This is a genomic window from Brevibacterium aurantiacum, from assembly GCF_003932995.1.
GTDB lineage: Bacteria > Actinomycetota > Actinomycetes > Actinomycetales > Brevibacteriaceae > Brevibacterium > Brevibacterium aurantiacum.
This window is the reverse complement of sequence record NZ_CP025333.1, coordinates 873,639-894,897: the sequence shown is the minus strand read 5'-3', so window position 1 is coordinate 894,897 and position 21,259 is coordinate 873,639. Positions and strand designations below refer to the sequence as shown.

At 65.3% G+C, this 21,259-nt stretch carries 16 protein-coding genes; 3 read left to right on the top strand and 13 right to left on the bottom strand.

Annotated elements, in window-relative coordinates; genetic code table 11:
* Positions 1–131 precede the first annotated feature (131 nt).
* The 4 genes from aceE to uraD all read right to left on the bottom strand — a co-directional run bounded on the left by aceE (position 132) and on the right by uraD (position 4,846).
* The gene (gene aceE, locus CXR25_RS04035; protein ID WP_009883237.1) at positions 132–2,885 is read right to left on the bottom strand and encodes a pyruvate dehydrogenase (acetyl-transferring), homodimeric type; all 2,754 of its coding nucleotides are present in this window, start codon (positions 2,883–2,885) and stop codon (positions 132–134) included.
* A gap of 67 nt (positions 2,886–2,952) precedes the next feature.
* A complete protein-coding gene (pucL, locus tag CXR25_RS04030; protein ID WP_125240433.1) occupies positions 2,953–3,837 on the bottom strand; it encodes a factor-independent urate hydroxylase in 885 nt (294 codons plus the stop codon).
* 194 nt (positions 3,838–4,031) lie between these two features.
* Entirely contained in the window at positions 4,032–4,355 is a 324-nt protein-coding gene (gene uraH / locus CXR25_RS04025; RefSeq protein WP_009883239.1) for a hydroxyisourate hydrolase, read from the bottom strand.
* Positions 4,352–4,846, bottom strand: coding sequence for a 2-oxo-4-hydroxy-4-carboxy-5-ureidoimidazoline decarboxylase (gene uraD / locus CXR25_RS04020; protein WP_009883240.1), 495 nt, complete (start codon positions 4,844–4,846; stop codon positions 4,352–4,354). The genes uraH and uraD overlap by 4 nt, the downstream gene beginning before the upstream one ends.
* Positions 4,847–5,111: 265 nt before the next feature.
* Here uraD and CXR25_RS04015 point away from each other — a divergent pair, with 265 nt between their 5' ends.
* Both CXR25_RS04015 and bcp read left to right on the top strand, forming a co-directional pair.
* On the top strand, positions 5,112–6,287 hold the full coding sequence (locus CXR25_RS04015) for a glycerate kinase (RefSeq protein ID WP_125178541.1): 1,176 nt from the start codon (positions 5,112–5,114) through the stop codon (positions 6,285–6,287).
* Between the two features lie 43 nt (positions 6,288–6,330).
* Complete coding sequence (gene bcp, locus CXR25_RS04010) at positions 6,331–6,798, top strand: thioredoxin-dependent thiol peroxidase (RefSeq protein ID WP_009883242.1); 468 nt, start codon at positions 6,331–6,333, stop codon at positions 6,796–6,798.
* An 82-nt stretch (positions 6,799–6,880) separates the two neighbouring features.
* Here bcp and CXR25_RS18600 read toward each other — a convergent pair whose 3' ends face one another.
* The 5 genes from CXR25_RS18600 to CXR25_RS03985 all read right to left on the bottom strand — a co-directional run bounded on the left by CXR25_RS18600 (position 6,881) and on the right by CXR25_RS03985 (position 13,351).
* Positions 6,881–7,414 carry a DUF559 domain-containing protein gene (locus CXR25_RS18600; protein WP_162619313.1) on the bottom strand — a complete coding sequence of 178 codons (534 nt, stop codon included), beginning with the start codon at positions 7,412–7,414 and terminating at the stop codon, positions 6,881–6,883.
* A gap of 696 nt (positions 7,415–8,110) precedes the next feature.
* Entirely contained in the window at positions 8,111–9,490 is a 1,380-nt protein-coding gene (gene allB, locus CXR25_RS04000; RefSeq protein ID WP_009883245.1) for an allantoinase AllB, read from the bottom strand.
* Between the two features lie 236 nt (positions 9,491–9,726).
* Positions 9,727–11,523 carry a glyoxylate carboligase gene (gcl, locus tag CXR25_RS03995; protein WP_125187795.1) on the bottom strand — a complete coding sequence of 599 codons (1,797 nt, stop codon included), beginning with the start codon at positions 11,521–11,523 and terminating at the stop codon, positions 9,727–9,729.
* Positions 11,524–11,612: 89 nt separating this feature from the next.
* On the bottom strand, positions 11,613–12,494 hold the full coding sequence (locus CXR25_RS03990; RefSeq protein ID WP_101598174.1) for a 2-hydroxy-3-oxopropionate reductase: 882 nt from the start codon (positions 12,492–12,494) through the stop codon (positions 11,613–11,615).
* Positions 12,495–12,538: 44 nt separating this feature from the next.
* Positions 12,539–13,351, bottom strand: a complete 813-nt coding sequence (locus tag CXR25_RS03985; RefSeq protein ID WP_125177981.1) for a hydroxypyruvate isomerase family protein — start codon at positions 13,349–13,351, stop codon at positions 12,539–12,541.
* 306 nt (positions 13,352–13,657) lie between these two features.
* Here CXR25_RS03985 and CXR25_RS03980 point away from each other — a divergent pair, with 306 nt between their 5' ends.
* Complete coding sequence (locus CXR25_RS03980; RefSeq protein ID WP_125240432.1) at positions 13,658–15,232, top strand: nucleobase:cation symporter-2 family protein; 1,575 nt, start codon at positions 13,658–13,660, stop codon at positions 15,230–15,232.
* 3 nt (positions 15,233–15,235) lie between these two features.
* On the opposite strand, the gene guaD is transcribed toward CXR25_RS03980, so the two are convergent.
* The 4 genes from guaD to CXR25_RS03960 are packed head-to-tail and all read right to left on the bottom strand — an operon-like array spanning position 15,236 to position 21,226.
* Positions 15,236–16,522, bottom strand: coding sequence for a guanine deaminase (guaD, locus tag CXR25_RS03975; RefSeq protein ID WP_096146565.1), 1,287 nt, complete (start codon positions 16,520–16,522; stop codon positions 15,236–15,238).
* A 44-nt stretch (positions 16,523–16,566) separates the two neighbouring features.
* A complete protein-coding gene (xdhC, locus tag CXR25_RS03970; RefSeq protein WP_164513944.1) occupies positions 16,567–17,355 on the bottom strand; it encodes a xanthine dehydrogenase accessory protein XdhC in 789 nt (262 codons plus the stop codon).
* A complete protein-coding gene (gene xdhB / locus CXR25_RS03965) occupies positions 17,352–19,751 on the bottom strand; it encodes a xanthine dehydrogenase molybdopterin binding subunit (protein WP_114319561.1) in 2,400 nt (799 codons plus the stop codon). The genes xdhC and xdhB overlap by 4 nt, the downstream gene beginning before the upstream one ends.
* The gene (locus CXR25_RS03960; RefSeq protein WP_096146562.1) at positions 19,748–21,226 is read right to left on the bottom strand and encodes a xanthine dehydrogenase small subunit; all 1,479 of its coding nucleotides are present in this window, start codon (positions 21,224–21,226) and stop codon (positions 19,748–19,750) included. Before CXR25_RS03960 ends, xdhB begins: the two co-directional genes overlap by 4 nt.
* Positions 21,227–21,259: the final 33 nt, after the last annotated feature.

The window sequence follows — 21,259 nt, the reverse complement described above, 5'->3', positions numbered from 1 at the left end:
CTTCCGCCCTCGCGACAACGCCGGAGCTCCGAGCCCCCTGTGCACACACAGTCGGCTCGGAGCTCCGGCGTTGTCTCGCCTCATTCAGGCTGAGCAGCCCAGGCTGATCAGCCAACAAGTGAGCTGCTTTCTCAGGAATCGCCTCCGGCGGTTCCTGAGGTTCCTGCGTTGACCTCGTTCAGGCGGTACTTCTTCGCCGCCTCAACTGGCACCGTGCGGGCGATCTCGCCGCGGTCGGCCAGCAGCTGCAGGGTGCGCACGACCATCGAGTGGGCGTCGATCTTGAAGTGGCGCCTCGCTGCTGCACGCGTGTCGGAGAACCCGAATCCGTCAGCACCCAGGGTTGCGAAGTCCTGCTTGAGGAACGGCCGGATGAGGTCCGGCTGCGTGGAGTCGAAGTCACTCGTTGCCACAATCGGCCCGGCCTCGGAGCCCAGGCGCTCACGCACATAGGGCGTACGCGGCTCGGCCTCGAAGTTCTCGAGCTTCTCGGCCTCGCATTTCAGAGCGTCGCGGCGCAGCTCGGCCCATGAGGTGACCGACCAGACAGCCGCGTCCACTCCCCATTCCTGGGCCAGCAGACCACGGGCCTCAAGGGCCCACGGGACTGCGACTCCGGACGCGAGCAGCTGAGCTTGCGGGCGATCCCCTGCCCCAGCCTCGGCGCCGGTGCCGGCTTCTGCCACGCGATGGATCCCGCGCAGGATCCCATCGACGTCGACATCCTCCGGCTCGGCCGGCTGGAGCATCGGCTCGTTGTACACGGTCAGGTAGTACATGACGTTGCGGGCGTCGTCGCCGAGGTCGTGCTCGCCGTACATACGGTGCAGGCCATCGCGCATGATGTGCCCGATTTCGTAGCCGAAGGCCGGGTCGTAGATCCGCACAGCCGGGTTGGTCGCGGCCAGCACCGGCGAGTGGCCGTCGGCGTGCTGGAGTCCCTCACCGGTCAGCGTGGTGCGTCCGGCGGTGGCGCCGATGATGAACCCGCGGGTCATCTGGTCACCGGCGGCCCAGAAGGCATCGCCGGTGCGCTGGAAGCCGAACATCGAGTAGAAGACGTAGATCGGGATCATCGGCTCGCCGTGCGTCGAGTACGCGGTGCCGGCGGCCGTGAAGCCTGCCGCAGCACCGGCCTCGTTGATGCCGACGTGGAGCAGCTGACCCGAGGTCGCTTCCTTGTAGGACAGGAACAGCTCGCGGTCGACGGCGAGGTAGTTCTGCCCGTTCGGGTTGTAGATCTTCGCGGTCGGGAAGAACGCGTCGATACCGAAGGTGCGCGCCTCATCAGGGATGATGGGCACGATCCGATTGCCGATGCCCTTCTCCCGCATGAGGTCCTTGAGCAGGCGGACGAAGGCCATGGTGGTCGCGGCCTGCTGGTGGCCCGAGCCCTTCTTCGTCTGCGAGAAGGCCTTGTCGGAGACCGCGGGCAGGGTCTTCTTGCTGTTCTCGGGCTTCCGGTTGGGCAGGAACCCGCCCAGTGACTTCCGCTTTTCGAGCATGTACTGAATCTCTTCAGCGTCGTTGCCCGGGTGGTAGTAGGGCACCGCGTAGGGGTCTTCGTCGATGACCTTGTCGGTGATCGGGATGTCCATCCGGTCGCGGAAGGCTTTGACGTCTGCGGCGGTGAACTTCTTCATCTGGTGGGTGGCGTTGCGCGACTCGAAGGTCGTGCCCAGGCCGTAGCCCTTGACCGTCTGGACAAGGATGACGGTCGGCTTGCCGGTCGTGTTCACTGCCTGCTGGTAGGCGGCGAAGACCTTGTGGTAGTCGTGGCCGCCGCGCTTGAGGTTCCAGATGTCGTCGTCGCTCAGGTGCTCGACGAGGCCCTTCGTCTCCGGTGAACGACCGAAGAAGTTGTCGCGGATGAACCCGCCGGACTCGGCCTTGAAGGTCTGGTAGTCACCGTCGAGCGTCTCGTTCATGATCCGCACCAGCGAGCCGGTGTGGTCGGCGTCGAGCAGGGCGTCCCATTCGCGACCCCACAGCACCTTGATGACGTTCCAGCCGGCGCCGGTGAAGACCGCTTCGAGTTCCTGCACGATCTTGCCGTTGCCGCGCACGGGTCCGTCGAGGCGCTGCAGGTTGCAGTTGATGACGTAGGTGAGGTTGTCCAGGCCCTCGTTGGCGGCCAGCTGGAGTGCACCGCGTGATTCCGGTTCGTCCATCTCGCCGTCGCCGAGGAAGGCCCAGACGCGCTGGTCGGAGGTGTCCTTGATGCCGCGATTGTGCAGATAGCGGTTCATCTGCGCCTGGTAGATCGAGTTGATCGGGCCCAGCCCCATCGACACGGTCGGGAACTGCCAGAAGTCGGGCATCAGGCGTGGGTGCGGGTAGGAGCTCATGCCGTTGGGTGCCTTCGAGGCCTCCTGTCGGAAGCCGTCGAGCTGCTTGTCGCTCAGGCGGTTCTCGAGGTAGGCCCGGGCGTACATGCCGGGTGAGGCGTGGCCCTGGAAGAAGACCTGGTCGCCGCCGCCGGGGTGGTTCTGGCCGCGGAAGAAGTTGTTGAACCCGATCTCGTAGAGGGTCGCGGCACCGGCGTAGGTCGAGATGTGTCCGCCGACGGAGATCTCGGGACGCTGGGCCCGGTGGACGAGCATCGCGGCGTTCCAGCGCAGCCATTTGCGGTACTTGCGCTCGAGGCGCTCATCGCCCGGGTAGGCAGGTTCCTGATCGGCCGGGATCGTGTTCACGTAGTCCGTGGTCGTGACCTTCGGCTGGGCCACCGAGTTCGATGCGGCACGGCGGCGCAGGGCCTCCATGATCTCGGCCGCACGCAGGGTTCCACGCTGGTTGACAAGCCCCTCCCAGGACTCGAGCCACTCGTCGATCTCTTCGTCACCGGTTCCCCTCGGGATCGCCGAGGTTGTGTCCTGGGTCATAGTTCTCCCTCTCAAACACGTCAGGCCCACGGGAAGGTGCTTCCCGTGGACCCGACTATGGAAATTATCAGCAGAAGCCGGCGATCTGCGCCCAGGCGTCCTTGTTCTCCTCCACCCCGTCACGGGTGAAGGTGGCCTCGATCAACCCGTACGGGCGATCAGCGACGATGAGCACTTCGTTCGGGTTCTCCAGTCCGAAGCGCTCGATGTCGTAGAGGAAATGGTGCTTGTTCGGGCAGGAGAAACGAATCTCGTCGATCTCCGGCACAGCATCGATGACCTTCTCACCCATCTGGTACAGGGTGTGCTGCAGGGCATGCGAGTAGTGGTCGGTGAACGAGTCGAGGATGATCTCCTTGACCTTCGTGTACACGCCTTCGAAGTCGAGATCCGTGGTGTTGTAGATCCAACGGGTCGCGATGTCGGTGGCGAGGATGCGGTCGTCGGTCTCCGGCAGGGTCGTGTACTTGTCCTTCGGGTAGCCGACGAATCCTGATTCCGTGGTCTTGAGCACAGTGAGTCCGTAGAAGCCGGAGATCAGGGTGCTGGCGTCGCCGTCGCGGGTCAGGACCGCGGTGCGGGTCTCGGGCGCCGACTTGTAGAACGAGTGGTTGTGGTCGTTGATGCGCGACCAGCCGTACTCTTCGGCCGCCCAGCGTCCGCCGGTGACCCAGTCGAAGCTGGAGGTGAAGTGCTCACCGAGGCCGAGGAGGAACTGTTCGGGTGAGGTCACTCCGAGTTCCTTGGCCTTGGCGAAGACCGTGTTCTTCTGGGTGTCGGTGGCGACGACGTGTTCGTTGTTGCCCTCGGTGTGTGCGGTCTCGAAGTCGCCCCACAACTGGGAGGTGACGTTGAGGTCGCGGATCTCGTGACGTTCGGAGTCACGGTAGACCCTCATCAAACGGTTCTCCGCCTTGCCGTACTGATTCGTTGTCAGTTTCACCTTGCTCATCTTCTTGCTCCTGTTGCTATGCCAGCAACCGCGCCGGCCTCGTCACCGAGTCCGACATGGCCGCTGTGACCAATTGATTTGCGAGGTTGCCGGGCGTCGAACCCAGCGAACTTCGGCGGTTTGTTGAGGATCATGATCCTGCAGGGGGCCTGCTTCCCCTGATGTCTTATGGGTGGTGCTGCCCGCTCAGCTGCTCAGCTGCCGCGGTAGGTGCTGTACGCGAACGGACTCAGCAACAATGGTATGTGATAGTGCGCCTCGCCCGCCTTGACCGTGAAGTCGATCGTGACCTGGGGGTGGAAATGATCCTGCCTCTGAGCCTCGAAGTAGGCACCGGTACCGAATACGATCCGATAATCACCGGCGCCGAGGTGGTCCGGTCCGAATTCCGAGACACGACCGTTTCCGTCGGTGCGGGCATTGGCGAGCACCTCGGTGCCGGAGTAGAGCGTGACCTCGAGGTCGGCGGCAGGGGTGCCGAGTGTGGAGTCGAGGGCGTGGGCGGAGATGAAGCTCATGCGAGGATTCCTTCGAGTCTGAGTGCGGCGATCTGGATCAGCTGCTCGCCGACCTCGGCGAGTTCGTCGGTGTCGGTGTTGGCCATGCGGCGCTGCAGCTCGGCGAGGATCTCCTCGGGGCTGCGACCGGCTGCGCGGATGAGGAAGACGCGGTCGAAGCGCTCTTCGTAGGCGGCGTTGCCTGCAGCGAGTCGTTCCTGGACGTCACCGTCAAGGGCTCCCAGGCCCGCCTGCTCACGGGAGGAATGGGCCGCCTCGGCGGAAGAGCCTTCGGCCTTCTCGCCGATTCGGGGATGGTGGGACATGGCCTGATTGATCTCGTCATCGGTCAGCGGAGCGGCGCTGGTGCGGGCGGCCTCGAGGGCGGCTTCCACAGTGGAGAACGGACGTGCGGCGACGACCCCGTCGATCCACCGGTCGACGTCCAGGCACGGGCGCAGACTCGCGCGGGCATCGTCGGTCGACAGCTGATTGAACTCGCTTAGGTCCACATTGACCTCCTGAGAAAATCGAGATGCTCAAGCACTGAGAATGTGTTTCACATCACGGAAGATTATTTCCATTTAACTGCTTCGAGTTTGACCCCAGGTTCGCGCTAAGTCAAATTCCTGGCGTTGTCGCTGAAGGCACTTTCCTGTTGAATTTGGAAAAGTTATTCCACAAAGCGGATAATGGTGGAAGAGTCCCACGCGCAGTCCGCGTTCTGGGCACTTGGCCATCGTTTTCTCGACAATGAGGTTGAATGACGTCATGAGTATGGAAGCACCCACGATCGTCTGCGCGCCCGATTCCTTCAAGGGTTCGGCCAGCGCCCCCGCCGCGGCCGCCGCCTTGGCTCGCGGTGCCCGCCAAGTGTTCCCCGACTCGCAGATCACCGACCTGCCCTTCGCCGACGGCGGCGAGGGAACCCTCGACGCGCTGCTCGCCGTGTGGGGCACCCCGGCCCGTTCCGTCGAGGTCGTCGACGCCCTGGGCCGGCCGACGAGCGCCCTGTTCGGCATCTCCGCCGATGGAAAGACCGCGGTCATCGAGGCCGCTCAGGCCAACGGCCTCCCCCAGGTCTCCGACGTCGCCCTCGCACCCGAGCGCGCCGACACCTACGGCGTGGGCCTCATCGCCCGCCACGTCCTGGACCAGGGGGTCGAAGAGATCCTGCTGTGCATCGGGGGCTCGGCGAGCACCGATGGCGGCGTCGGCATCGCCATGGCCCTGGGCGCAGCCTTCACTGACTCCTCCGGTGCCCCCATCGCTCCCGGTGGCGGTGGGCTGTCGGCCCTGGCCGCCGTCGATGCCTCAGCGCTGGATCCGCGTGCCCTTCAGGTCCGCTGGCGCATCGCCGTCGACGTCGACAATCCGCTCACCGGCCCCCGTGGAGCTGCCGCGGTCTTCGGTCCGCAGAAGGGCGCCGATGCCGCGTCCGTTGCCGTCCTCGACTCCGGCCTGGCCCACCTCGCCGAGGTGCTCGCCGACTCGCCAGCGGAAGCGTCGTCGCTTGCGGCGACACCGGGCTTCGGTGCCGCCGGTGGCATCCCGCTGGCTCTGACGAGCCTAGTAGGCGCCGAGGTGGTGCCCGGGTCGACGATGGTCGCCGAGGCTGTGGGGCTGACCGAGGCCCTGGCCGCCGCCGATATCGTGCTCACGGGCGAAGGATCCTTCGACTCCCAGTCCCTGGGTGGGAAGGTCGTCGCGGCCGTACGCGACTATGCCCCCGCCTCGGCGAGGATCATCGTCGTCGCAGGCCGCGTCGCCCTCAGCCCCGCCGAATGCCGCGAGGCCGGCATCACCGCGGCCTTGGCGATCGCGCAGGGCCCGGCCGACCTTGCCGAGCTCTCCGGCCGCGCCGAGGAGCTCATCGAAGCCACGGCGGCTCACGCGTGCGCGCTCGTGGGCGCAGGTACGCGCGCAGGCGTCGCGGGCGCGCAACAGTACTGACCATCACCATCACAAGCAGTCATCTACGAAAGGACGCATCATCATGGCGACACAGCTCGAAGTCGGACAGACCGCACCGGATTTCTCCCTGGCCGATGCCAGCGGAAAGACCTACTCGAAGGCGGACTTCGCCGGGCAGAAGGTCATCCTCTACTTCTACCCGAAGGCCGCAACACCCGGCTGCACGACAGAGGCCTGCGACTTCCGCGACAACTTCTCGTCCCTGGCCGCTGCAGGATTCCAGGTGCTCGGGGTCTCCCCCGACGACGCTGAGGCACTGCAGGCGTTCACGGACGACCAGCAGCTGACCTTCCCACTGCTCTCTGACCCGGGTGCAGAACTCGCGCAGACCTACGGATCGTTTGGTGAGAAGACGATCAACGGCAACACCTTCGAAGGCACGCTGCGCTCTACTTTCGTCATCGCCGAAGACGGCACCCTCTCCGACGTCGAATACAACGTCGACGCCGACGGCCACGTCGCCCGCCTCCGCGAAAAGCTCGGCGCCTGACGCCAGCTCTTCTTGCACGGCTGAGCAACCTTCCCGGCGCTTGGCAACCTTTAGCGAGGTTGCTACGCGCCCGAAAGGTTGCTCAGTTCGACGAGAGCCGCGTGGCAGTTGCATTGAGGATGTGATGGAAGAGCTCTGATCGGTAGAGCTGCCTCCAGGTCAACCGGATCACCAGATAGCCCGCGGCGCTGAGGGCCGACTCCCGCAGCTTCTCCTTCTCGATCTCCTTCTTCGGATCCCCGGAGCCGAGTCCGTACTTACCCATTCCGTCGACCTCGACGATGATCTTGGCCTTCTCATGGCAGAAGTCGACTCGTCCCAACCAGTTCCGGGCAGTGTCGAAGATGTTCACCTGTGGGAGGAATCCGACAATTCCGAACTCGTAGAATCGCACAGCACAGACCGATTCGGCGACGGATTCCCGACGACCGTCGGCTAGCTCAAGAGCGTTCTCCACATTTCGCGAACCCTCTATCTCAACGCAGGCAGAGACAACCGTCCTCACATCGTCGAGATCTGCAGAGCCACAGCGCAAAGCATGGTCGAGCATCGGCACTGAGACGCTCAGCGGATAGTCACGCGCTACGTCGATGAGCGACCGCTCCAGTGAGGTCACTGCATATATGCCGATCTTGACCATCTGGGTTTGAGGTATCAAACGACGCCGGACCCGCAGATTGGTATAAGTGCGGCTGACCTTTGGCCGTACAACTTCCACCCGATGCTCGCTGAGGGAGCTCACGGGCAGTTCATGGATGAGCGCTGCGGACAGGTGGCTGAAGATTTCTCCTCCACGTGGAGTACTCCGACTGAGCAGACCCTCCTGAAGATGCTCTGCTCGAGCCCGGATAAGTACCTTGAGTCTCTCGACCTGGTCCCGGATATCCCCGAATTGGACGAACTCACTGCTGGAACCGCTCTTGATCGATTCCCAAAGCTCGCTATGAGCTGCATCAGCGCAGACGAACTCGGTGACATATCGGCCTCGCGCCACCCTGCGCAGGCAGCAGCGCAGCGCTCGCCGGATTTCCTCTCGAGAGAATCCCAAGCGAACCAGACGTGCGGCGGTGATGTGCGCATACATAACAACTAAATTGCATCATTCAACAGCAAACAGCAACATATTCCGCGATTCTGTGGATAAACCTGTGCACAGAGGTGGTCGTATCGTCAGCAACAACTTCGTACCTCAGCAACCCGAATGCTTCGCGTCATCAAACTGAGCAACCTTCCGGGCGCTGAGCAACCCCGCTAAAGGTTGCTCAGCGCCCGGAAGGTTGCTGTAACGATGAAGCCCCTTGCGAGGCGCGCCTCAGCGGGCGCGGAGGAGGTGGCCCTGGGGCTCGTCGAAGTTCACGGGGGCGCCGCGGAGGATCGTCTGCTTGACGGCGCCGCGGACGGTGCGGGCGTCGTAGGCGCTGATCTGGTTGCGGTGGTAGAGCTCGGCGGCTGCGACCGTCCACTCCTCGTCGGGAGCGAAGACTGCGAAGTCCGCGTCGTTGCCGAGTGCGATCGCGCCCTTGTTCTCCACTCCAGCGACGGAGGCGGGGGCACTGGACATCCAGGCCACCACCTCGGCAAGGTCGATGCCGCGCTTGGCGGCCTCGGTCCATACAAGGGAGAGACCCAGCTGCAGCGAGGAGATTCCGCCCCAGGCTGCCCCGAAGTCGCCGGTGTCGAGCAGTTTGAGTTCGGCCGTCGAGGGCGAATGGTCGGAGACGATGCAGTCGATCGTGCCGTCGACCAGGCCCTGCCACAGGGCCTCGCGGTTGGATTCCTCACGGATCGGCGGGCAGCACTTGTGCGTCGTCGCTCCGTCCGGGATCTCCTCGGCGGTGAACACGAGGTAGTGGGGGCAGGTCTCAACGGTGAGCTTCACGCCCTCGGCCTTGGCCGCGGCGATCTGCGGCAGCGCATCTGCCGATGACAGGTGCAGGATGTGGGCGCGGGCACCGGTCTCGCGGGCGGCCTCGATGACCCGTGCGATCGCGACGTTCTCGGCCTCGCGCGGGCGGGAGGCGAGGAAGTCGCTGAACTTGCGGCCCGAGTTCTTCGGGGCCTCGGCCATGACCGAGTGGTCCTCGGCGTGGACGATGAGCAGGCCGTCGTACTTCGCGAGCTCGGCCAGATCGGCGCGCAGCTCATCTGGCTCCAGCGGTGGGAACTCATCGACTCCCGAGTCTTCGAGGAAGCACTTGAAACCGTAGACGCCCGCGTCGAAGAGGGGCTTGAGGTCACCGGTATTGCCGGGGATCGCCCCGCCCCAGAAGCCGACATCGATGAATGCCTTGGATGCGGCTACTTCGCGCTTGATGTCGAGGGATTCGACGTTGACGGTCGGCGGCAGGGAGTTCAGCGGCATGTCGACGATCGTCGTCACCCCGCCGGCGGCTGCGGCGCGGGTGGCGCTGGCGAAGCCTTCCCATTCGCTGCGGCCCGGGTCATTGACATGCACGTGCGAATCGACGAGCCCGGGCAGGAGAACCTGCGACTCATCGACGTCGACAACCTTCGCATCCGCCGAGGCGGCACCGCTGAGCACCGCTCCCCCGGTGGCGACCTCGACGATCTTGCCCGCACGAACGCCGATCTCGGCCGCGCTCACGCCCTCGGGCAGAACTGCCCGCTGTGCCCGAATGATCAGGTCGAAGTCCTGGTCAGGACCCTGTGTACCGGCGTCATCGACGTTCATGCATCCTCCTCGTTTCACCGGCCCGCAGGCCAAGTTCTCTGCTCGGCATCGATCCCGGTCGTTTCCACGGCATCGATGCCCGATGTCTGCTGCGACGTGTCTCGCCAAGCATGTCAGACAAGTCCCGGGAGTGTCGGAACCAACCCTCCGACGCTCCCGGGACTATGGTATACCAATTGTGATGCAGCCGACATCTGGCGCGGCTACTGAACCGCGCCGCGCCGGCCGCGCCCCAACTACTTCGCCGCGGCCAGTTCACCCATCGGCGTCAGCGCGGTGGGCGCATCTGCCGGAGTCTGGGCGAGGACGTCGAACTCGTTGATCGCGTCGAGGGCGGCCCCCATCGAGATGTTCGTGACGCGCTCGAGGATGACCTCGAGTACCACTGGCACCTGGTGCTCACTCATGAGCTCTTTCGCCACCCGCAGCCCCTCGCCGATGAGCTCGGGGTCTTCGACGCGCAGCGCCTTGCAGCCCAAGCCTTGTGCGACGGCCACATGGTCGACGCCGTAGCTCGCGGCCTCACCCGAGGAGTTGATGTTCTCGAAGGCCAACGACACCTCGTAGTCCATGTCGAAGCCGCGCTGTGACTGACGGATCAGGCCTAGGTAGGAGTTGTTGACGACGACATGCAGGTACGGGATCTTGTGCTGCGCACCGACGGCGAGCTCCTCGATCATGAACTGGAAGTCGTAGTCACCGGAGAGCGCGACCACGGTCTCATCCGGCTTGGCCTTCGCCACACCCAGCGCGGCCGGTCCGGTCCAGCCCAAGGGTCCGGCCTGACCCGCGTTGATCCAGTGGCGCGGCTTGTACACGTGGAGCATCTGCGCCCCGGCGATCTGGCTCAGGCCGATCGTCGACACATAGGTCACGTCCTCATCGAAGGCAGCGTTCATCTCCTGGTAGACGCGCTGCGGCTTGATCGGCATGTCCGTGTAGTTGGTCTTGCGGTGCTCGGTGGACTTCCGATCCGTGCACTCGCCGGCCCAGCCGGTGAAGTCCGGCAGGCTCGCGCCGCCGCTGCGACCGCGTGCGGCCGTGAGCAGAGCATCGAGGGCGGCTCCGGCATCGGAGACGACACCGTAGTCGGGTGAGAACACGCGCCCGATCTGGGTCGGCTCGATGTCGATATGGACGAACTTCCGGCCCTTGCGATAGACCCTCAGGTCACCGGTGTGACGGTTGGCCCAGCGGTTGCCGATGCCGATGACCAGGTCGGATTCCAGGAACGAGGCATTGCCGTAGCGCACGTGGGTCTGGATGCCGACCATGCCTGCCTGCAGCGGGTGGTCGTCCGGAATCGCGCCCCAGCCCATCAGGGTCGGCGAGACCGGGATCGAGGTCGCCTCGGCGAATTCGACGAGCTTGTCCGCGGCATCGGCGTTGAAGATGCCGCCGCCGGCGATAATGAGCGGGTGCTTCGCCGCTGCGATGAGGTCGAGGACCTTCTCCGCCTGCGCAGAGGTTGCCGCCGGCTTCGATGGCACCAACGGTTCGTAGGTGTCGATGTCGAAATCGATCTCGGTCTGCTGGACATCGATCGGCAGGTCGATGAGCACCGGTCCGGGACGGGCCGAGCGCATCAGCTGGAAGGCCGACTGGAAGACCCCGGGGACCTGACCGGCCTCGAGCACGGTCTTGGCCATCTTGGTCACGGGCTTCGCGATGGAGGCGATGTCCACGGCCTGGAAGTCCTCCTTGTCGAGGACCGCGACGGGAGCCTGTCCGGTGATGCACAGGATGGGCTGCGAGTCCGCGGCTGCGGCGTAGAGTCCGGTGATCATGTCGGTGCCGGCCGGTCCCGAGGTGCCGAGGCAGATGCCGATGTTCCCGGCCGCTGCCCGTGTGTACCCGTCGGCCATGTGGGAGGCCCCTTCGACGTGGCGGGCCAGTGTGTGGCGATTTCCGCCGTGGGCCTTCATCGCCGAGTACAGCGGGTTGATGGCCGCGCCCGGCAGGCCGAATGTTTCCGTGGCGCCTTCCTTTTCGAGGATGAGCACCACTGCGTCAACTGCGCGCATACGTGTCATTGTTCTTCCTTCGTTTCAGTGGCCCAGTCAAGGACCGAAGTTCAGTGGACCGGCGACGACGCTGTCGCCGGTCCGGATAGTGGTGGGGATTATTTCTTGCCCGAGAGCTGCTCGACGACGGTGAACAGACCCGAGTGGTCGAGTCCCCCGTTGCCCTGCTGGACGGTCGAGGCCACAAGCTGGGCGACGGCCGATCCGAGTGGGATCGCGACGCCGGCTTCGCGGGCAGCTGCGGTGACGATGCCCATGTCCTTGTGGTGCAGGGCGAGTCGGAACCCGGGGTCGAAGGAGCGGTCGAGCATCTTCTGCCCCTTCTGCTCGAGAACCTTCGATCCGGCCAGTCCCCCGCCGAGGACCTGCAGCGCCGAGGTGGTCTCGACTCCGTAGGCCTCGAGGAAGACGACAGCCTCGGCGAGGAGTTCGATGTTTCCGGCGACGATGAGCTGGTTCGCGGCCTTCACGGTCTGGCCCGAGCCCGAGGGCCCAACGAGGACGACGGTCTTGCCGACGGCATCGAAGACATCGACCACGGCGTCGAAGTCGGCTTGGTCTCCGCCGACCATGATCGACAGCGCACCGCTGACCGCGCCAGCTTCGCCACCGGAGACCGGTGCGTCGAGAGGCTTGAGCCCCTTCTCAGCTGCCTGAGCGGAGAGGCTCTTGGCGACGTCGGGGCGGATGGTCGAGTTGTCGATCCAGTACGCGCCGGACTTGGCGTGGGCGAGGATGCCGTCCTCACGGGTGAGGACGTCTTCGACGTCGGGCGAGTCCGGGACCATGGTGATGATGACATCGGCACCGTCGACCGCCTCGGCGATGGTGCCTGCGGCCTGGCCGCCCGCTTTCGCGAGTTCAGTGGCCTTCTCGGGTGAGCGGTTGTAGCCGCGGACGGTGAAGCCGGCACTGACGAGGTTCTTGGCCATCGGCAGGCCCATGATTCCGAGTCCGATGAATGCGATTGTCTTGCTCATGTTCGTGTCCTATCTGGTGCAGAGTGCTGGAAGTGGAGGCAGATTCAGTTCGCGAGCCATTCGAATGCTGTGGCGCGGTCCTGCTTGTATTCGAGGGCGATGGAGCCGGTGTAGCCGAGTTCGTAGGAACGGTTGATCCAGTCCTGCAGGGGCAGCTCACCCGTGCCTGGTGCTCCGCGGCCGGCGGCGTCGGCGATCTGGATGTGTCCGAACTTCGCGGCGTCGGCTTCGATGACTGCGGCCACATCGTCGCCGTTGATCGACATGTGGAAGAAGTCGGCGAGGACGGCGATGTTGGCAACGCCCTGAGCACGGACCCGATCGACCACCTCGGCGGCGTCGGAGGCGCGCTTGAGCGGGTAGCCATCTGCTCCGGAGACGGGCTCGACGAGGACTGTTCCCTCGATGGCGGCCACGGCGTCGGCGGCGAGCTTGAGGTTGGCCACGGCCACCTCGTCCTGCTCTTCGGGCGTCTGGCCTTCGGTGCGCAGACCGTAGAGGGCGTTGAAGGCGCGGCAGCCGGTGCGACGGCCGATCTCGACGACGATGTCGACGTTGGCCGCGAAGTCGGCCTCGGCGCCCTTGATCGAGACCATGCCGCGGTCGCCGCCAGCCATGTTCCCGGCCCAGAAGTTCAGGCCTTTGAGTTCGACGCCCGCGTTGTTAAGCGAGGCGATGAACTCATCGACCTCCGCCGAGGTGGGCCTCGGGTTGCCGTCGAAGGGCCACCAGAACTCGACCTGGCTGAAGCCGGCATCCTTGGCCGCCTGCGCCCGCTCCATCACGGGCAGCTCGGTGAGCAGGGTGGAGCAGTTGAGGATGTAGCTGTCGGCATTGGTGAAATCGAATGTCGTCATGGGATTCTCCTTCGCGTCGCTGCGAGTGTGGATTCATGTTTTCCGTATTGTGGAAACTTATTTCCGTTTGATGAAATCAAGCATAGGCAGGCAACTGAGACGGAGTCAACCCGCCGAGGCGGATTAGTCGGAAATTCTCGACAGCTGCGGAGTGCCGACAACTTGCCCCGAATGTCGAGATCAGCTACCCGAATCCCCTATCTGACTTCGCAGAAAAAGAGGCAGAACGTAGTGGAGATCACACTTTGTGGAAGATCGAATCCACGATACGGAAGAGTAATGAGGCTTACTCCGGAAGGCTGAGATATGACCGAGAAATCGACGACGAAGTCCCTCCCGCCCGGGTCCAAGCGACCCGAAGACGCGTGGCTCCCTGTGCCCAAGCTCTTCGCATACGGGCTCCAGCATGTCCTCACGATGTACGGCGGCATCATCGCGGTGCCCCTCATCATCGGCAAGGCAGCCGGAGTCGATGGCGATCAGCTCGTCGCGCTGGTCACCGCCAGCCTCTTCGTCGGCGGCATCGCCACACTCATCCAGAGCATCGGCTTCCCCCTCGTCGGATCGAAGCTGCCGCTCATCCAGGGCGTCTCCTTTGCCGGAGTCGCGACGATGCTCGCCATTCTCACCGGCGGCGGCAGTCTCAGCGACATCTTCGGCGCGGTCATCGTCGCCAGCGTCATCGGCTTCGTCGTCGCCCCGTTCTTCGCGCGGATCATCCGCTTCTTCCCACCCGTGGTCACCGGGGTGGTCATCACTGCCATCGGACTCACGCTCATCCCGACGGCCGCCAATTGGGCCATGGGCGGCGATGAGGCCGCTGCGGACTACGGCTCAGTGCAGAACATCGCCCTGGCCTTCATCACCTTCGCCGTCATCCTGCTGCTGAGCAAGGTCGGCTCGGCCGCCATCTCGCGGCTGTCGATTCTGCTCGGTCTCATCATCGGCACGGGCATCGGTGCCGCCATGGGCATGACCGACTTCTCCGAGGTCGGGCAGGGTGCCCCCGTGGCGATCCCGGGTCTGCTGCCCTTCGGCGCACCGACCTTCGACCTCGCAGCGATCGGGTCGATGCTCATCGTCATCCTCGTCATCAAGACCGAGACCGCGGCCGATGTGCTGGCCGTCGGCGAGATCATCGGCACCCCGGTCGACAAGAAGCGGGTCGCGGCCGGCCTGCGCGCCGACATGGCCTCCTCGGTCATCGCACCCTTCTTCGGCTCCTTCACCCAATCGGCCTTCGCGCAGAACGTGGGCCTCGTGGCGCTGACAGGAGTCCGCTCCCGCTTCGTCGTCTCCGCGGGCGGCGTCATCCTCATCCTCCTGGGGCTCATGCCCGTGCTCGGTCAGGTCGTCGCTGCGGTGCCGATGCCCGTCCTCGGCGGCGCCGGCTTCATCCTCTTCGGAACCGTGTCGGGATCAGGCATCCGCAACCTCAAGGAGGTGAAGTTCGAGGGCAATATGAACCTCATCATCGTCTCCGCGTCCCTCGCCTTCGCCCTCGTCCCCGTGGTCAAGCCCGACTTCTACGAGCACTTCCCGTCCTGGGTGCAGACGATCTTCCACTCGGGAATCTCCTCGGCCGCGATCATGGCGGTGCTGCTCAACCTCCTGTTCAACGAGCTGCGCTTCGGCAACTCGACCAACGCTTCCGTCTACGCCGCGAAGCCGGCACGCTTCCTCACGCCCTCGAACCTCAAGGATCTGCGCGAGGGCGACAAATTCATCGATGGGAAGTTCGTCGACTGCGACGGCGAGGAGATCCCACTCGTCCCCGATGAGAAAGCCGAGGAGATCCAGGCCGCGATCGACTGCGGAGACATCGTCGACACCGCCAGCGTGAAACAGGTGGTCACCAGCGATTCAGACAACCACCGCTGACCCTCAGCCCTTCACGAGCCGACCGTCGACCCACACCTGGGCGATGTCGGCCGGGGTTCCCATGGCGAAGATCTTCGCCAGGGCATCGTCATCGCTGCTGGCGTGCTCAAGCCCCACGGCCAGCGGCTGGCCAGCGGTCGGCTGGATGTAGGCGGCATCGAAGCGCTTGCCCTCGGACAGGTCCCCGACCTGGTCGCTCAGTTCCAGTGCCTCGGCGCCGGCCGCAGTGGCCAGGTGCAGCAGGTGTGCCGAGCCCAGCGGCAGACCGCCGGAGGGATCGAGCTGCTGCATGAAGTAGGCCTGGACACCCTCCTTGAACAGGGAGAATCCGGTTCCCGCGCCCACGTCGGAGCCCAGTGCCACACGGACCCCGGCCTCGATATGTCGACGCAGCGGGAAGAAGCCGCTGGCCAGGTTCGAGTTCGAGGTCGGGCAGTGCGCCGAGGCGGCCCCCACTTCAGCCATCCGTGCCAGTTCGCGGTCGCTCGGGTGGACGTTGTGGGCCAGGATCGTTTGCCGATTGAGCAGGCCGGCCCGATCGTAGGTGTCGAGGTAGTCGAGTGCCTCGGGGAACTTCTCGGCGACACCGGCGATCTCGTCGCGGTTCTCGTTGAGGTGCGAGGTCACCCAGATGCCCGGGTTGTCGGCCACCAGCTGCCCGCCGGCCGCCAGCAGCTCCTGACCGGCGGAGAACGAGAAGCGCGGAGTCACCGCGTACCGAAGGTGGCCCTTCCCATGCCAACGATCGATGAGGTCCTGGCTCTCGGACACGGATCTCTCCACGCTCGTCAGCAGCGGTTCCGGGAGGATCGTGTCGCTGGTGACCAGTCCCGATGTGATCCGCAGACCCACCTCGGCGGCCTGGGTGAAGAAGGTGTCCATCGCGGTGGCGAAGTGCGAACCGAAGACCATCGCCGAGGTGGTCCCCGCCGAGGTCAGTCCGGTGAGGAACTCGCCGGCCAGGGCCGAGGCATAGTCGTGATCGCCCAGCTTCGCCTCTTCGGGCAGGGCGCAGTGGTCGAGCCAGTCGAGCAGGGGTTTGCCGAGGTAGCCGATGGCACGGATCTGCGGGTAGTGGACGTGGGTGTCGATGAGTCCGGGGATGAGGACACCAGCACGGAGGTCGACCACCTCGGCGTCGGGATGGTCCGCGGTCGCACTCGCGAAATCGGTGCGGGCGATGATCAGTCCGTCATCGACGACGAGTGCGACGTCTGACTCAGAGCGCAGGCTTCCCCCGCTGAAGGGGTCGGTCGGTGTGTCGAAGACACGGGCGCGGTAGATGAACATAGGGGTACTCCTTGAAAGGTGAAAAAGTCGGTCTGTCGAGAGGCTCAGCCCATGCGGCGCAGGAGGTCGGCGGCGACGCTGAGCGCGATCGTCGCTGGCTGCTTGCCGGGCAGGTCTGGGAGGCCGATGGGGCAGTCGATGGTGTCGACGGTCTCGGGTGTGTGGCCCTCGGCAACGAGATTCTTCCGAAAGCGCTGCCATTTGGCGCTCGACCCGATGAGGCCGATGGAGCCGAGGTCGCCGCGGGTCAGTGCGGCATCGCAGAGGTGGAGATCCTCGGCGTGGTCGTGGGTCATGATGAGCACGTGGGTGCCCGCGGGCAGCCCGACGAGCACCTCCTCGCCGACGACGGCGAACTCGCGGTGGATCTGCGCCACTGACGGCTCCAGTCGGTCGAGCTCCTCAAGGTGCTCGGGACGGGAGTCGCTGACGTGGACGTCGATGTCGTGGCGGGCCAGGATCCGGGTGAGTTCGAGTCCGATGTTGCCGGCACCGAAGATCGCCACCGAGGCGGGAACGGGCAGCGGTTCGAGCAGAACGCTGACCTCTCCCCCGCAGCACTGACGTCCGTACTTGGCCGGTGCCTTGTCGTTGAGCCGCAGCGTGAGCATCTCCGGTTCGGAGTCCGACTCGGCCGTGAGGATCTCGCGGGCTCGAGTAACGGCCGTCATCTCGAGATTGCCGCCGCCGATGGTCCCATGCAGATCATCGGCGGTGACGATCAGCTTCGCGCCGGCCTCACGCGGGGCATGCCCGCGGACCGAGGCGAGAGTGACGAGGACGGCCGGCACTCGAGCCCTGCGAAGCTCGGCTGCTGTGTCCATCCAGGTCATGACGGGACACTGATGCCTTCTGGGCTCCCCTGCGCAGCATCACCAGGCACGGAAGCATCGCTGGCGACTGGCGAGCGCACCGATTCGATGGCCCAGAACACGGATTCGGGTGTGGCCGGCGAGTTCAGCTCCACGGATCGGCCTGGCTCGCCGAAGGCGGCCACGGCATCGCGCAGTGCCTCGCGGACGGAGAAGGCGAGCATGAGCGGGGGTTCGCCCACGGCTTTCGAACCGTAGACCGCGCCCTCTTCGTGGGCCTTGTCCAGCAGCGAGACGTTAAAGACCTCGGGTGCCTCGGAGAAGCTCGGGATCTTGTACGTGCTCGCGGCCTGGGTCGCCAGGCGTCCCCGGCTGGGCTTGTCAGATTCGTCCCAGCGCAGGTCCTCCAAGGTCAGCCACCCGGCGCCCTGAACGAAGCCGCCCTCGATCTGGCCCAAGTCGATGAGCGGCGAGAGCGAGTCGCCGACATCATGGACGATGTCGACGCGGCGCAGCCGGTAGGAGCCGTCGAAGCGGTTGACCTCGACCTCGCTCGCGGCAGCGCCGTAGGCGAAGTACTTGAAGGGCTCACCGGTCATCAGCGACAGGTCCCAGTGCAGTCCCTCGGTCCGGTAGAACCCGGAGGCCGAGAGCTGGATCCGCTGGAAGTAGGCGGCGTTGATGAGCTCTTCCCAGGTCACCGTCTTCTTCGATGACAGGGCGCTGACGATGCCGCGGCTGACGCTGACCTCGTGTGCCGGAGCCCCGAGGATCCCGGCGGCGACCTGAGTCAGACGGCCCAGAATCTGCTCGCAGGCGTCCTTGACCGCACCGCCGTTGAGGTCGGTGCCGGAGCTCGCCGCCGTCGCCGAGGTGTTGGGAACCTTGTCCGTGCGCGTGGGCGCAAGCCTCACCGTGGACAGGGGCACACCGAGGGTGGTGGCCGCGACCTGCAGCATCTTCATGTGCAGGCCCTGCCCCATTTCGGTGCCGCCGTGGGTGACGAGGACGGAACCGTCCTTGTACACGAGCACGAGGGCCCCACCCTGGTTGAAGGCGGTGAGGTTGAACGAGATCCCGAACTTCACCGGGGTCAGAGCGAGCCCGCGTTTGACGTTCTCGTTCCGGGCATTGAATTCGGCGATCTCAGCTTCCCGAGTCTCCACCTCGGCGGAGGTCAGGAGCTGGTCCCAGGCGGCTTCCATCCGTTCGGGATGGCGCACGGGCTGGTAGTAGGGGGTGTCCTGGCCGGCGGAGTAGAAGTTGCGGCGGCGCAGTTCGCGGACACTGAGTCCCAGTTTCGGGGCGACTCGGCCGAGGATGTCCTCCATCACGAGCATGCCCTGGGGTCCGCCGAATCCGCGGAAGGCCGTCTGTGAAGTCTTGTTGCACTTCGCGATGCGTCCGGCCACCCGGATGTTGGGCACCCAGTAGGCGTTGTCGATATGGCACATGGCGCGGGTGAGCACGGGCTCGGACAGGTCGAGGCTCCACCCGCCGTCAGCGGTCAGCGTCGCGTCGAGGGCGAGGATCTTGCCCTCGTCGGTGAAGCCGATCTTCCACGAGGAGTGGAAGCCGTGGCGCTTGCCGGTCATGGTGATGTCGAGCGTGCGGTTGAGTCGCAGGCGCACCGGGCGACCGGTGAGCTTCGCGCCGAGGGCCGCGAGTGCGGCGTAGCCGTGGGGCTGCATTTCCTTGCCGCCGAAGCCGCCGCCCATGCGCAGGCACTGCACGGTCACTTCGTGGGCGGGAACTCCGAGGACGTGGGAGACGATGTCCTGGGTCTCGGTGGGGTGCTGCGTCGAGCACTGGACGAAGACCTGTCCGCTCTCGTCGACGTGGGCCAGTGAGGCCTGGGTCTCGAGGTAGAAGTGCTCCTGTCCGGCGAACTCGAACTCGCCTTCGAAGACGTGCGCGGCATCGGCGAAGGCGCCGTCCGCGTCACCCTTGTCGATGACGGGCTGGACACCGTGGAAGCTCTGCGCATCGATCGCCTCACGCACAGTGACCAGCGAGGGCAGTGGCTCGTAGTCCACGACCACTGTCGCGGCTCCGGCCTTCGCCGCCTCCAAGTCGGTGCCGAGGACCCAGGCGATGGGCTGGCCGAAGAACATCACTTCATCGACGGGCAGCATCGGCTCATCGTGTTTGACGCCCTGGTCGTTGACGCCGGGGACGTCTGCCGCGGTGATGACGCGGACGACTCCGGGCACCTGATAGGCCGGCTCGATGTCGACCTTGCCCAGTTTCGCGTGCGCCTGGGTGGACTGAACCGGGTAGGCGTGGAGGACTCCGGCGAGGCGTCCCACGAGGTCATCGGTGTAGAGGGCCGCTCCGGTGACGTGACCGAAGGCGCTTTCGTGGTGATGGGACTCACCGACGATGGGGTCGGTGGGTCGCTGTGAGAGCTGGCTCATCGTCCTGCCTCCTGTTCGGCATAGAAGCGTTCCAAGGAGGACCGCAGCATCGCGGTCCGATATTTCGCACTCGCCCGGTGATCATCCATCGGGGTGCCTTCGGCGGCCAGTGTCTCTGCCGCTGCATGGACGGTTTCGAGGCTCCAGGGTGCGCCTTCGAGCTGGGCCTCGGTGGCAGTGGCGCGCAGCGGGGTGGCTGCGACTCCCCCGAGTCCCAGTCTGGCCTTGGTCACGATCCCGCCTTCGACGGTGACCGCGTAGCCGATGGCGACCGAGGAGATGTCGTCGAAGCGGCGCTTCGCGATCTTCTGGAATGAGGTCATGGGTGCCAGCGGCAGCGGAATGCGGATGGCGGTGATGAGTTCACCGGCCTCGCGCACGGTCTGCCGGTAGCCGGTGAAGTACTCAGCCAGCTCCACGACCCGAGATCCCATCGCCGAGGTGAGCACGAGCTGCGCGTCCAGGGCCAGGAGTGCCGGCGGGGTGTCGCCGATGGGTGAGCCCGTGCCGAGATTGCCGCCGATGGTGGCCGCGTTGCGGATGAGGCGGGAGGCGAACTGCGGGATCAACTTGCCCAGCAGCGGGATCGAACCGGCGAGCTCGCGTTCGAGTTCACTCAGGGTGTGAGCGGCACCGAGTTCGATGTACTCGGGAGTGCGGCGGATGCCGCGCAGCTCGGGCAGACGGTCAATGGCGAGCATCGACTTCGCCCGTGCCCCCTTGATGTTGACCTCCACACCCCAGTCGGTGGCGCCGGCGACCACGAGAACCTCGGGTTCGCTCGCCAAGATATCCAGCGCCTCGGCGAGGGTCGAGGGGCGACGGAAACGTCCGGTCTCACCTGTTGCCGTGTCCGCGCGATGGATGTCGGTGCTCGCCGAGGCGGGGGCCGGATTCTGCCGACGCTGGGCGATCGTGTCCCCGGGTTCGGGCTGGCCGAGTGCGTAGGCGGCGTCGCGGATCGGGCGGTAGCCGGTGCAGCGGCAGAGGTTGCCGGACAGGGAATGGATGTCGAAGCCGTTGGGACCGCAGTGATGATCTGCGTCAGCGGTGGCCTCTGCGGCGTCGTCGGCGCGTTCGGGGCGGTAGTATTCGGCGGCCATCGAGCAGATGAAGCCGGGGGTGCAGTATCCGCATTGGGATCCGCCGCGCACGGCCATCTCTTCCTGGACGGGGTGGACGGACTCACCGTCGGCGAGGCCTTCTGCCGTGATGACTTCCTGGCCGTCGAGTGCGGCGGCAGGCAGCAGGCACGAGTTGATCGATGTCCAGCGGGTTGAGCCATCAGCATCGGGGCGGGCGACCATGATCGCGCAGGCCCCGCATTCGCCTTCGGCGCAGCCTTCTTTGGCTGCAGTGAGGCCGACTCCGCGGAGGAAGTCGAGAGCATTTGTATGTGGTGGCCCGTCGAATTCGTGAACGTCTGAGTTCACTGAAACCTGGGCGGTGGAACGTTGAGTTGCCGGAGCAGACATCGCACTTACCTCCTGCGCCTCGTCTATGCGGCG

Coding starts and splice junctions, on each gene's coding strand:
- xdhB (WP_114319561.1), bottom strand. CDS start 19,751: ATGAGCCAGCTCTCACAGCGACCCACCGACCCCATCGTCGGTGAGTCC.
- CXR25_RS03990 (WP_101598174.1), bottom strand. CDS start 12,494: ATGAGCAAGACAATCGCATTCATCGGACTCGGAATCATGGGCCTGCCG.
- pucL (WP_125240433.1), bottom strand. CDS start 3,837: ATGAGCAAGGTGAAACTGACAACGAATCAGTACGGCAAGGCGGAGAAC.
- gcl (WP_125187795.1), bottom strand. CDS start 11,523: ATGACACGTATGCGCGCAGTTGACGCAGTGGTGCTCATCCTCGAAAAG.
- bcp (WP_009883242.1), top strand. CDS start 6,331: ATGGCGACACAGCTCGAAGTCGGACAGACCGCACCGGATTTCTCCCTG.
- guaD (WP_096146565.1), bottom strand. CDS start 16,522: ATGTTCATCTACCGCGCCCGTGTCTTCGACACACCGACCGACCCCTTC.
- xdhC (WP_164513944.1), bottom strand. CDS start 17,355: ATGACCTGGATGGACACAGCAGCCGAGCTTCGCAGGGCTCGAGTGCCG.
- CXR25_RS03980 (WP_125240432.1), top strand. CDS start 13,658: ATGACCGAGAAATCGACGACGAAGTCCCTCCCGCCCGGGTCCAAGCGA.
- uraH (WP_009883239.1), bottom strand. CDS start 4,355: ATGAGCTTCATCTCCGCCCACGCCCTCGACTCCACACTCGGCACCCCT.
- CXR25_RS03985 (WP_125177981.1), bottom strand. CDS start 13,351: ATGACGACATTCGATTTCACCAATGCCGACAGCTACATCCTCAACTGC.
- aceE (WP_009883237.1), bottom strand. CDS start 2,885: ATGACCCAGGACACAACCTCGGCGATCCCGAGGGGAACCGGTGACGAA.
- CXR25_RS03960 (WP_096146562.1), bottom strand. CDS start 21,226: ATGTCTGCTCCGGCAACTCAACGTTCCACCGCCCAGGTTTCAGTGAAC.
- CXR25_RS04015 (WP_125178541.1), top strand. CDS start 5,112: ATGGAAGCACCCACGATCGTCTGCGCGCCCGATTCCTTCAAGGGTTCG.
- allB (WP_009883245.1), bottom strand. CDS start 9,490: ATGAACGTCGATGACGCCGGTACACAGGGTCCTGACCAGGACTTCGAC.